The sequence below is a fragment of the Neptuniibacter sp. QD29_5 genome (assembly GCF_047778125.1).
Classification (GTDB): Bacteria; Pseudomonadota; Gammaproteobacteria; order Pseudomonadales; family Balneatricaceae; genus Neptuniibacter.
Map to the genome: position 1 here is coordinate 183,302 of NZ_CP180556.1, position 12,196 is coordinate 195,497.

8 protein-coding genes are annotated in these 12,196 nt (G+C 46.3%); 6 read left to right on the forward strand and 2 right to left on the reverse strand.

The window, feature by feature from the left end; genetic code table 11:
- Window positions 1–38 precede the first annotated feature (38 nt).
- Both hemB and ppk1 read left to right on the forward strand, forming a co-directional pair.
- Window positions 39–1,049 (forward strand): porphobilinogen synthase, encoded by a 1,011-nt coding sequence (gene hemB, locus ACMXYR_RS00760; protein ID WP_415902527.1) that lies wholly within the window; start codon window positions 39–41, stop codon window positions 1,047–1,049.
- A gap of 46 nt (window positions 1,050–1,095) precedes the next feature.
- On the forward strand, window positions 1,096–3,246 hold the full coding sequence (gene ppk1 / locus ACMXYR_RS00765) for a polyphosphate kinase 1 (RefSeq protein WP_415903663.1): 2,151 nt from the start codon (window positions 1,096–1,098) through the stop codon (window positions 3,244–3,246).
- A 39-nt stretch (window positions 3,247–3,285) separates the two neighbouring features.
- On the opposite strand, the gene ACMXYR_RS00770 is transcribed toward ppk1, so the two are convergent.
- Window positions 3,286–4,800: a diguanylate cyclase domain-containing protein gene (locus ACMXYR_RS00770; RefSeq protein ID WP_415883110.1), complete on the reverse strand. Its 1,515-nt coding sequence runs from the start codon at window positions 4,798–4,800 to the stop codon at window positions 3,286–3,288.
- Window positions 4,801–4,867: 67 nt separating this feature from the next.
- The gene (locus tag ACMXYR_RS00775) at window positions 4,868–5,734 is read right to left on the reverse strand and encodes an SDR family oxidoreductase (protein WP_415883111.1); all 867 of its coding nucleotides are present in this window, start codon (window positions 5,732–5,734) and stop codon (window positions 4,868–4,870) included.
- Between the two features lie 53 nt (window positions 5,735–5,787).
- Between ACMXYR_RS00775 and ACMXYR_RS00780 the strand changes: the two genes are divergently transcribed.
- Genes ACMXYR_RS00780 through ACMXYR_RS00795 form a run of 4 tightly spaced genes read left to right on the forward strand, consistent with a single transcriptional unit; the run spans window position 5,788 to window position 12,181 of the window.
- Window positions 5,788–6,693 (forward strand): hydrogen peroxide-inducible genes activator, encoded by a 906-nt coding sequence (locus ACMXYR_RS00780; RefSeq protein ID WP_415902528.1) that lies wholly within the window; start codon window positions 5,788–5,790, stop codon window positions 6,691–6,693.
- A complete protein-coding gene (gene recG, locus ACMXYR_RS00785) occupies window positions 6,690–8,768 on the forward strand; it encodes an ATP-dependent DNA helicase RecG (RefSeq protein ID WP_415903664.1) in 2,079 nt (692 codons plus the stop codon). The genes ACMXYR_RS00780 and recG overlap by 4 nt, the downstream gene beginning before the upstream one ends.
- Window positions 8,769–8,815: 47 nt before the next feature.
- Window positions 8,816–9,337: a DUF501 domain-containing protein gene (locus ACMXYR_RS00790; RefSeq protein ID WP_415902529.1), complete on the forward strand. Its 522-nt coding sequence runs from the start codon at window positions 8,816–8,818 to the stop codon at window positions 9,335–9,337.
- A 12-nt stretch (window positions 9,338–9,349) separates the two neighbouring features.
- Window positions 9,350–12,181 carry a DUF6701 domain-containing protein gene (locus ACMXYR_RS00795; protein WP_415902530.1) on the forward strand — a complete coding sequence of 944 codons (2,832 nt, stop codon included), beginning with the start codon at window positions 9,350–9,352 and terminating at the stop codon, window positions 12,179–12,181.
- The last annotated feature ends 15 nt before the right edge of the window (window positions 12,182–12,196 follow it).

The following is a 12,196-nucleotide window of genomic DNA, read 5'->3' on the forward strand; positions in this document are numbered from 1 at the left end:
TTTCTGTCATATTCATCTTGTAACCTAAGGAAGATGCCGTGTCCTTTAATAACAGCCAGCGCTTTTACCCAGAAACACGTATGCGTCGTATGCGTGCCAGTGATTTTTCCCGTCGTCTAATGCGAGAGAGCGTTTTAACGCCAGATGATCTGATCTATCCAGTCTTTGTGATTGAAGGTCAAAATCAAACTGAACAAGTTGCGTCTATGCCAGGCGTCGAGCGTATGAGTATCGATCTGCTGGTAAAAGAAGCGAAAGAGCTTGCTTCTTTAGGTGTGCCTGCAATGGCTTTGTTCCCAGTGACGCCGATGGATGCCAAAACTGAGTTTGCAGAAGAAGCTTACAATCCAGATGGTCTTGCTCAGCGTGCAGTAAAAGCAATCAAAGATGCGTGCCCAGAGATGGGCATCATGACCGATGTTGCATTGGACCCGTTCACAACTCACGGGCAGGACGGCATTATCGATGAAAATGGTTATGTGCTGAATGATCGTACGGTTGATACCTTGATCCAGCAGGCGGTATCTCACGCCGAAGCGGGTGCTGATATTGTTGCACCAAGCGACATGATGGATGGCCGTATCGGTGGTATCCGTGATGAGCTAGAGAGCAATGGTTTTGTAAATACCTTGATCATGGCGTACTCCGCTAAGTATGCAAGTGCTTACTATGGTCCTTTCCGTGATGCAGTAGGTTCTGCGGCGAACATTGGTAAAGGTAACAAGTTTAGTTACCAGATGGACCCAGCTAACAGTGATGAAGCGCTACACGAAGTGTCACTGGACCTAGCGGAAGGTGCGGATATGGTGATGGTAAAACCGGGTATGCCGTATCTGGATATCGTTCGCCGAGTTAAAGATGAATTAAAAGCACCAACCTATGTTTATCAGGTGAGTGGCGAATATGCGATGCATGTGGCTGCTTTTCAAAATGGTTGGTTAGACGAGCGTAGCGTAATGCTTGAATCCCTGTTGGCGTTTAAGCGTGCAGGGGCTGATGGCGTACTTACGTATTTTGCGAAACGCGTCGCACAGATATTAAACGACTAAACTTTATTCTGTAGTCGTTAAAGAATTAGGGAGAGAAAACAGCGTGATGGTTGAATCAGCGGAACAGAGTGAAGCGGCAGCGGCGTTATTAGAAAGCCGTGAATGTGTGGCAACAACAGAGCAAGAGGTAGAGGAAACACCGGTTGATCTGAAGGTGCCCGAGCTCTATATCAACCGTGAACTCAGCCATCTGCAGTTTAATATCCGAGTTCTAGAACAAGCCTTAGAGGAACAACATCCGTTACTAGAACGGTTGATGTTCCTATTGATCTTCTCCAGCAACTTGGACGAATTTTTCGAGATCCGTGTTGCTGAGCAGATGACTCAGCTGAAATATGGTCGTGAGGCCGTAGGCCCCGATGCGATGCACCCACGTACGGTGTTGCAGCGTATTAGCGAAATCTGTCACCTGACCGTAGATCGCCAATATAAGATCCTGAACGAAACGATCTTCCCTGAGTTGGAGAAGGAAGAGATCCATTTTATTCGTCGTCACCTATGGACGCCGGAGCAGAGAGAGTGGGTGCAGTCTTACTTCCATGATCGTGTAGTACCGGTAATCAGCCCTGTTGGTCTGGACCCATCGCACCCATTCCCACGCCTAGTGAACAAGAGCCTTAACTTTATTGTCGAGCTGGATGGTAAAGATGCCTTTGGTCGTGAAACCGGCTTGGCGATTATTCCGGCGCCGCGTTCTTTGCCGCGTTTGATCCGTCTACCAGACAATCTCTGTGAAGGTGGTGATAACCTGATCTTCTTGTCCTCGATTATCCACGAATTTGCGGACGAACTATTCCCAGGGATGAAGGTTAAAGGTTGCTACCAGTTCCGTATCACCCGTAATGCCGATATGACTTTCGATGTGGAAGAGGTTGAGGATCTGGTAAATACCCTGAGGGGTGAGTTGCACTCGCGTAAGTACGGTGATGCAGTTCGATTGGAAGTGGATCAGCGTACACCAGAAGAGTTGATCGCTTTCCTACAGAAAGAGTACAAATTGGATGAATCGCAAACTTATAGGGTGGATGGTCCTGTTAACTTGACCCGCCTTATGGCTGTGCGTGATTTAGTGGAGCGGAATGATCTGCGCTGGAAGCCATTTTCTCCCGGCATGCCTGGTAAGCTTAAAGGTGACAATATTTTCGATGCCTTAAGGGCGAATGATCAATTATTGTTACATCCATTCCAGTCCTTTTCACCAGTGGTTGATCTACTGCGTCAGGCAGCGAAAGATCCTGATGTCGTAGCGATAAAACAGACTCTTTATCGAACTGGGGTAAAATCCGATATCGTTAATGCATTAGTAGAAGCGGCGCGTAGCGGTAAAGAGGTAACCGTAGTTATTGAACTGCGTGCACGTTTCGATGAAGAGAGTAACCTACATCTTGCCTCACGTTTGCAGGAAGCGGGTTGTTTGGTTGTTTACGGCGTAGTGGGTTACAAGTGTCATGCTAAAGCGATGCTGATTGTGCGCGAAGAGGAGAATCACTTGGTCCGTTATTCTCATCTAGGTACAGGTAACTACCATTCTGGTACAGCGCGTCTGTATTCTGATTACAGTTATCTAACGGCTGATCAGGATGTCGGTGAAGATGTGCATAAGGTTTTCCAACAGCTAACGGGTATGGGTAAGATCCAGAAGCTGAAAAAGTTATACACAGCACCGTTTACGTTACATTCCAAAATGATTGAGCTGATTCGTCGTGAGACTCGTTTAGCTAAGTCGGGTAAGCCGGGCCATATTATGGTGAAAGTGAACGGTCTGACTGAGCCTAAGATGATTCGCGCTTTGTACGAAGCGGCGGCAGCTGGTGTTCAAATTGATCTGATTATCCGTGGTATGTGTCGTCTACGTCCGGGTATTGAGGGGCTGTCTGAAAATATCAAAGTTCGCTCCATCATCGGCCGTTTCTTAGAGCATACGCGCGTTTACTATTTTGGTAATGACGGTAAACCGGAAGTGTTCTGTGCCAGCGCTGACTGGATGGAACGTAACATGCTTAACCGTGTAGAAACGGGTTTCCAAGTCTTTGGAAAACATAGTGAGCGTTTAAAGCGCGAGCTGGATTACTACATGAAAGATAACTGCCAGAGCTGGGAGCTTCAGGCGGACGGTAGTTATATTCAGAACCAGCCGGGTGAAGAGGAAGAGGTCTTCTCTGCTCAGCAAGCTCTATTAGAAGAGTTTGCTAAGTAGCTGTATCTAATAAATAGCCTTACTTATCGAGTAAGGCTGTTAAGCGCTTTTCGCATAGCTCTGATGGTTATGAACAACTAACTGGTTGCGATTGTTCTTTGCTAAATACAGCGCTTTATCCGCTTCCGTGTACAGTTCATTTTTATCAGAAATCTGATTGCCCGCGCTCCAGTAGGCACCAATAGAGATAGTTACATAGTCGCTGACAGTGCTCTTCTCGTGAGGAATATGCAGTGCTTCCACTTCTGCTCGAATACGATCTAGGAAAGCTTGGGCCTTAGCTGCATCTTGTTCTGTAATGATGATGGCAAACTCTTCACCACCGATGCGGAAGGCAAAATCGGAAGGTCTGCGTAGGCTGCCTCTGATGCAGTTCGCGATATCTCGCAGGGCCTTATCCCCTTGCGGGTGACCGTAGGTGTCGTTGTAAAGCTTGAAGAAATCTACATCCAGAATAGCTAACGCGATTGCTGTGCCATGACGGTAGCTGAGCTTAATTTCGCGCTCTAACACATCTTCAAAACTACGGCGGTTTGGCAGTGTGGTGAGCTTATCTGTAATCGATAGCTTCTTGCTGGTTGAATCCTGCAGTAGGTTTGTAAAGCCGGTTATCTGATAGCGTTCATTAATATTGGGTAAAATGCGCGAGTTTGCCCAATGCATTAAGCCATCGTCGTTGATATGACGTATCTCACCTTGCCATGTTTTACCGGTTTTGATTGTTTTCCAGATCTGCTCCGATAGCATGCTGTGAGTATCTGAATTATCAAAAAAATTACTTTGCTTGCCGATCAGTTCTTCTTTGGTTGTGTCGAGGAAACGGCAGAGGGCATTACTGGCATCAATAATCACGCCTTGTGTATCAAGGTTTGCCAGCATGATGTTCTGGTCAATCAGATGTTCTCGCTGCGATAAAGCTTTGTTTGAACGCATAATCAAACGGGTCACTTTGATTGCAATCAGAAGAGAGATAACAATCGTTAAGAAACCAATAGTAGCTACCACGTAGATAGAGTGGTCTCTATTATCCGATGACTGTTGATGGAATTCTTCGGCTTTGTTCTGGGCAAAGAGAACAAACTCGTGCACTTCGGAAAGAAGCTTGTCGACATGCTGAGCACCTTTGGCTCGGGTAATCTCAGCGGCTCTTTCAGTTTCACCAGCCAAAGCTAATTTGGCTACTTCGTCACGAATCGGTTTCCATTCAATAAAGGTTTGGTAGGCCTGTTTAATCGTGACTTTGTTACCCAAAAAGCGCTCAAAGATAATGTCGAACTCTTTGAGAACTTGCTGTTCTTGGCGGTGCACTTGCTCTAACGTAGCTTTTAACTGTTCCGTATTTTTTACCAATACCACATCTTTCATATCGCGGTGCATCGCAAACACTAGAGTCTGGATCGACTGCCCAGCATTGCTCACAGCAAATGGGTGGTTATAGATGTTTTCGACGTCTTTCGAGATGTTATTGAGGTGGTAGAGACTGAAGCCGCCTAAGCCTGTCATTAAGGTAATGATCAGGACAAAACCAAGAATAAGATTGCGATACTGCTGCATACTATAAAATACTGCTGAATTGAGGGCGCGATTGTATCAAAAACTACAGTATGCAGGAGCTTTAGTTTTATTTATCGAGGGATTCTTGATCAAGATCTATTAAATTACTGTAACCTTCTATATATGTCGGATATTTGAACGTATAGCCTGCTTTAATTAGCTTTGTATTTGAGCAGCGTTTGCTGCCTGCGCGACGAGAAACGGTTTCTGAAGTGATTGCGCTTTTGGTTTTATTTGCTAACCAAGTTGTGATCTCATGCATAGTGACTGGGCTACTATCACTGGCCAGATAACATGGATCTACTGTTTCGCCATTAAGTACTTTCGTAATGAGAAAGTTTAAAACGCCAGCGCAATCGTCACGGTGAATGCGGTTACTGAAATGCTCAGGTTTAGCGGGGGCTATATCACCTCTTCTGACACGGCTGATTAGATGATTCCTTCCGGGGCCATAGATGCCGCTAAATCTAACCACTGTACTTGGTAGATCAGCACTTAAAACCTGTTGTTCACCTTTAAGCATGATCTTGCCACTAAAAGATTTAGGTTCGCAGGGGCTCGTTTCATCCACCCAATCACTATCGTTTTGGTGGTAAACCCCGCTGCTGGATGTGAAGAATAGATGTTTAGGTTTAGAGGGTAGTGCATTTAGGGTGTTTTGCACGCCAGCCACATAGGCTGCTTCGTAACCTTCTTCATCATGACTGCTTGCCGCTGCTGTGTAGACAAGGATATGACAGTCGTCTATTTCCGCCAGAGCCGCTTTTAAATTCTCTAAATTTGTGAGATCAGCGCTTATTCCTTGGATGCCTTGCGGTAGCTGGTTTATATTACGACGTAGGCCAAATACCTTATGCCCTTGATTTAATAACATTTGTCCAAGGGTTGAGCCAACATCGCCGCAGCCGACGATTAGAATAGTTGCTTGTTGCATACAGGTTAAGCCTCCGAAAATCACAGACCTATCATAGCAAAGGATAAGGCCGGATGACCCTTACAGAATTGCGTTACATTGTTACCTTGGCGAGAGAACAGCATTTTGGTCATGCGGCTGAAAAGTGCTTTGTCAGTCAGCCTACCTTGTCTATTGCGGTAAAAAAACTCGAAGATGAGTTGGGTGTGCCACTGTTTGAACGCAGCAAAAACTCGGTTCGCGTCACGCCTGTTGGCGATAAAGTGGTGCAACAGGCGCAACGCGTGCTTGAGCAGGCGGATACCATCAAAGATCTGGCGCAGGAAGGCAAAGACCAACTGAAAAGCCCGCTTAGGGTTGGTGCGATCTACACCATAGGACCTTATCTATTTCCTCATCTGGTTTCTCAGGTACAAAAGCTTGCGCCTGATATGCCGCTGTATATCGAGGAAAACTTTACTGAGAACCTGCGAGTTAAGATCCGTAATGGTGAGTTGGATGCAATTATCTTAGCGCTGCCATTCCAAGAACCGGATATTCTGACGCGCCCTCTATACGATGAGCATTTCGAAATGCTGATGCCAGTGGGCCACCCTTGGGCTCAGCAGAAAAAGATTAATAGTGAAGATCTACCTAATACCCCTCTGTTGTTATTAGGTGAAGGGCATTGCTTTAGGGATCAGGTATTAGAATCCTGCCCAACGTTGAATCAAGCGATTAATACTCAACATACGATTACCGAAGGTAGCTCTCTAGAGACTATCCGCATGATGGTCGGTTCTGGCCTAGGGTGTTCTGTACTGCCGCAATCAGCTGTATATGGAACGGGTCAATCAGAGATGGTGGTAACGCGACCTTTCCAAGAGCCTGTGCCTGAACGTACGGTTGGGGTTGCTTGGCGTGCTAGCTTTCCGCGTCCGCAAGCGATTGACGTGTTGGTTGAAGCGATTGCCTCTTTTGATCCTGCAGGCGGTAAATAAGTTTGTTACTCGCTGCGATTCCTGTAACAGAGTTAAAAGGTGTTGGCGCTGCGTTAGAGCAGAAGCTGCATAACCTTGGTATTCAAAATCTACAGGATCTGTTGTTTCATCTGCCTCTGCGTTACCAAGACCGTACGCGTATTGTGCCTATGGGTGCGTTACGCCCCGGCGATGAGTGCGTGGTTGAGGGTGAGGTAAAACTGGCGGATATCAGCAAAGGTCGCCGCCGCAGTTTATTGTGCCGTATTCAAGATGGCACTGGGTCACTAACGCTACGTTTTTTTCATTTTAGCGCTGCTCAGAAAAATAACTTAAAACCCGGTACCCGTATTCGCTGTTTTGGTGAAGCACGTACAGGTGCAAATGGTTTGGAAATCGTCCATCCTGAATACAAGCGGGTGGATAACGATGATTTGGTGCCGGTAGAAGACAACCTGACGCCGATCTATCCAACCACCGAAGGCCTACATCAAGGGCGCTTACGTGCCCTGACTGATCAGGCGCTTAACTATCTGAAAGAGGGTGGCCTGCAAGAGCTTGTGCCTGATCAATTGCGACAAGGCTGGCAGTTCCCAAGTTTGAATGATGCCGTAGCTTATCTTCATCGCCCTCCAGTCGATGTAGACCAGCACCTTTTGTTGGACGGTATGCACCCTGCTCAGCGCCGTCTCGCGTTTGAAGAGCTACTTGCTCATCACCTCTCGTTGTTGAAGTTACGTCAAAAAGCACGTCAAAAAGGCGCACCCGAACTACCAGGGACAGGGCTGCTTAAACAGGCCTTTTTAGATCAGCTACCGTTCCCGTTAACTGGCGCGCAACAGCGCGTAGGCAATGAAATCGCCACCGATCTTGCGCAAGCTTATCCGATGCTGCGTTTAGTGCAGGGAGATGTAGGCTCAGGTAAAACGGTCGTGGCGGCATTGGCTGGTTTACAAACTGTCGAAAGTGGCCTGCAAGCTGCGATAATGGCGCCGACCGAGATTTTGGCTGAGCAGCACTTTATCAACTTTAGTAACTGGCTTGAGTCGCTGGATATCAAAGTTGCGTGGTTGGCTGGCAAACTCAAAGGTAAGCAAAGACAGGCGCAACTAGAAGCGATTAGAACTGGCGAGGCAAGAGTTGTTGTCGGGACGCATGCCCTCTTTCAAGAGGAAGTTGTTTTCTCTGATTTAGGGCTAGTGGTGATTGATGAACAGCACCGCTTTGGTGTGCATCAAAGGTTGTCACTGCGTGAAAAAGGACGCAATGGCGAGTTAGCGCCGCATCAGTTGATTATGACCGCTACGCCGATTCCTCGAACACTAACTATGAGTGCTTACGCCGATCTGGACTGCTCGATTATCGATGAGTTGCCGCCGGGTCGAACACCTGTAAATACTGTAGTTATTGCTGATAGCCGCCGCGACGAAGTCATTCAGCGGGTACAAAAAGCCTGCGCAGAAAAGCGCCAGGTTTACTGGGTGTGCACTCTGATTGAAGAGTCTGAAGCTTTGCAATGCCAAGCGGCAGAAGTTACAGCTGAAGATCTGAAAGTAGCGCTTCCTGAACTACGCATAGGTTTAGTGCATGGCCGTATGAAACCGGCTGAAAAAGCCGAGATTATGCAGCAGTTTAAAGCTGCTGAATTGGACCTTTTGGTCGCAACAACGGTCATTGAAGTAGGCGTGGACGTCCCTAATGCCAGTGTGATGATCATCGAAAACCCTGAACGCTTAGGTTTAGCGCAGTTGCATCAGCTTCGTGGTCGTGTCGGTCGAGGCTCAGTCGAAAGCTTTTGTGTACTGATGTATCACGCGCCCTTATCGAATCAGGGACGTGAACGTTTAACGGTGATGCGCGAAACCACCGATGGTTTTAAGATTGCGGAGAAAGATCTGCAACTGCGCGGCCCGGGTGAAGTGCTAGGGACAAGGCAGACCGGAACTATGCAGTTTAAAATGGCAGACCTGCAGCGTGATTCTGATCTATTAACACGGGTTAAGATGGTGGCGGGCCAGATGCAAGAATGGCCTGATTGTGCAGATTCCTTAGTTGAACGTTGGCTAGGCCGTGGTGAAGACTACGGTAATGTATAATAAATAGATTAATCTATTTATTCGCTTGTCACAGATAGAGAGTAGTAGTGTTGATTTCACCAAGTGAAAAGCAGTTAGAAATTATTCGACAGCAGTTGGGCCGTGAGCCTCGTGGTTTAGCGGGTATTGCTGTCCAAAACGATCAAGAGGTTCCATTGGTATTGCAGATGGATCTTTTGGTTGATGATAAACCTTTCCCGACGCTTTATTGGATGGCCAGTAAGGATATCTATCAAGCCATCGCTGAGATAGAAACTGCAGGTGTAGTTAAAGAGTTAGAACAAGAATTGATGGATAACGAAGAACTTCGTGCTGAGCACTTAGCGGATCAGCAGCGATATGTCGATCTTCGTTGGGCATCAGCGTCTGAAGAGCAAAAGCAGCGTATCGAAGAATTAGGTTTTACACCGTTGTACAGTAAGTATGGGATTGGTGGAATTTCCCAGTGGGACAAAATCCGCTGCCTCCATATGCAGTATGCTTATCACCTAGCTCAAGGAAGTGCGATTGGTAGAGTTTTAGATGAACGTTATGAACTGCGTTCAAAAATTGATTCTGCAAAAATTTAGGTAAATATCCTAATGAAGTTCGTTTATAGAATACCCCTGCTAATAGTTACTCTGCTACAGCCTGTTCTTCTTCATGCCGCAGCATGCCATAGTAATCCGTCAGGGCGAATAAACGAACTTGTGCCTCAAGGTACTGCTGGGCCAATAAAATATGTCGAAACAATTTTGATAGGTTCTGAGCCTGTTGACGTTGATGGTTGGCGCTTATGTACTAATGAAGGAGGGAAAACACCTTCCTGTGTATCATATGGAGTTGGGAACTTTTTGATTGGTTCCTTCGATAAGTTCTCTTCTCCTGCTGATAATGGCATCACTGTTTATAATCCGGTTGAATATCTTAGTTCGGCACAGACCTTGAACTCCAATGAGTGGGAAGTCGCACTCATCGATGCAGATGATCTTGTTTTAGATTATGTGCATTTCTGTAAGGGTAATTGTAAGAAAGCTCAATATTGGGATGTACCGGATTCATGCTCTAATGAACTATCGGGTGGTGGAAGCAATAAGGTCATCTTTGCACGTAAGCCAAATGGTAGTGGGGATTTTGAAGAGGTAGGTGATCCGACCCCTGGATCCAGTAATGATGGTGATGAATCGGATGTAGATCATTATTCTATATTTCACGATGAAACAGGTGTTACCTGCTTAATTGAGAATATCACCATCTCCGCCCACGATAGTTCTCATAGCGCTGTCGATGCAGGTAGTGCATCCATGACAATTGCCGCCACATCAGGTAAAGGAAATTGGGTGGGTGCAGTGAGTGGTACATCTGCATTTGATAATGGTAGTGCTGATGATGGCGTAGCAACTTTTACCTTTGCTTCGGATTCACAAAGTGCTGTATTGCAGTTTGCTCATCCCGTCTTGAGTGGTACGAGCGAGACCTTTGGTTTCAACGTTACGGATGGTTCTATCACTGAGAATAGTGGTAGCTGGGTAGCAGCTGATGATCCTAATATTACTTTCACTCTCGCTGGCTTCCGTTTTATTGATGGTGCTGGGGCAGAAATCATACCGACTCAGATTGCAGGTAAAGCATCGGATGCAGGTTTTGGTGCTGCTAACCTTTATCTTCAGGCGGTTGAAGCATCTCCAGACGCTCCAAGAGTTTGTCAGGCTGCCTTTCCTAATGAGACGACTTTATCGATTAATCTTGCTACTCAATGTAATAACCCAGGCTCATGTGTTTCGGGACGCACGTTTAATGTCAAAAGTGGCAGTAATGATGAGGTGGATCTCAATGCGGGTACACCAGAAACATTTAAATCTGTTGATATGACCTTTGATACCGATTCTAAGGCGCCTTTACGCCTTAACTACAATGATGCTGGTGAGATGCAGTTACAGGCGAGTTATACCGTTCCAGATACAAGTGCGGTAATGACAGGTAATTCGAATTTATTTGTTGTACGTCCATTTGGATTTGGTTTCCCTGTAATAAATGCATCAGGTACGGCTAACTCAGGTGGTGATGAAACTGGAGGTGCTGCGTTTACCTCGGCAGGTAGCGATTTTGCTGTTGATATCAATGCATACCTCTATGAGGCCTCAGAAGATGTTGATGTGAATGGTATACCTGATGGCGATGCCGATGTAACTGATAACGGCATTACACCAAACTTCACTGGTACAGTAAGCCTCAGTGTCGAATCATTTACCCCAGCTGATGGGAGCCCAGGGACATTGTCAGGAACAGTTGCCCCTCTCTTAGACACTTATAGTAATCGCAGTGGTGCAGATGTGACCGCAACGCTTAATTACGATGAGGTGGGTAGTATGAGCCTAATGGCAAGCTTATCTTCTTATCTTGGCGCTGATGATATCCAGAGTGTGGCGACAAAAATAGGTCGATTTTATCCAGATCACTTTGTGATGAGTGATGATGGTGTAACCGCAGCTTGTTCTGCTGTAGGTAGCTTTACTTACATGCAGGAACCTTTCAAAGCATTTGAGTATAGGATAGAGGCCAGAGCTCTCAATGGAGAAATAACTGAAAATTACGATTTGGTTCTTTACTCCATAGGCACTGGTTCCTTAGTGGTTAAAGCTGAGAATAATGATGATGGGATTGATTTGAGTGATCGGATAACAGTGTCGGAGTCGCTTTCCGGTTGGGAGTCAGGTGTTATTGATCGAACCAGCGCTTCAGATAATGAATTAAAGAATGTGATCTTTACGCGCAATGGCGGAAATGCAGGTCTACCGGATGGCCCCTTTTATGGTTTGCAGCTGGGGCTTGGTATTGAATCAGAACCAGATAGTCGTGACTTTTTGGATAGTTTAAAAAACATGTCGGTTGATAGTTCAGGGGATTGTTCAGACAGTTGTCAGTCCGTTGAGGTGGGTGACCCAGTAACGAAAATGTATGGGCGAGTTAGCATTAGCTCAGTACATGGCCCTGAAACACAAGACCTTCCTGTGCCATTTGAAGTTCAGTATTGGGACGGCACGACATTTGTACGTAACACTGATGATAGCTGTACAACTATTCCATTAGCGAATATTAGTTACGATGGCAATCCAATCAGTAGTGCTGTTGCAGATCGAACAGTAACTGTCGGTGATGGTACCACTGTAGGTAATTTAAGAATCAATGGCACGGATAGTGATGCATCAACGGGAGATTTTAGCTTGATCTTCACGGCGCCGGGTTCAGGTTCAGGCGGCAATGATAATACCGGTTACTTCCCTGTAGGTCTGACCTCGATCGATGATTGGCTACGATACGATTGGGATCAGGATGGTAATGCTAACGACATTAGTGTGCCTGATGCGATTATTACTTTTGGCCGTGCCCGTGGTAATGATCGAATGATCTTTTGGCAGGAACGTTTTCAATAATGCTGGGAAGCTGGA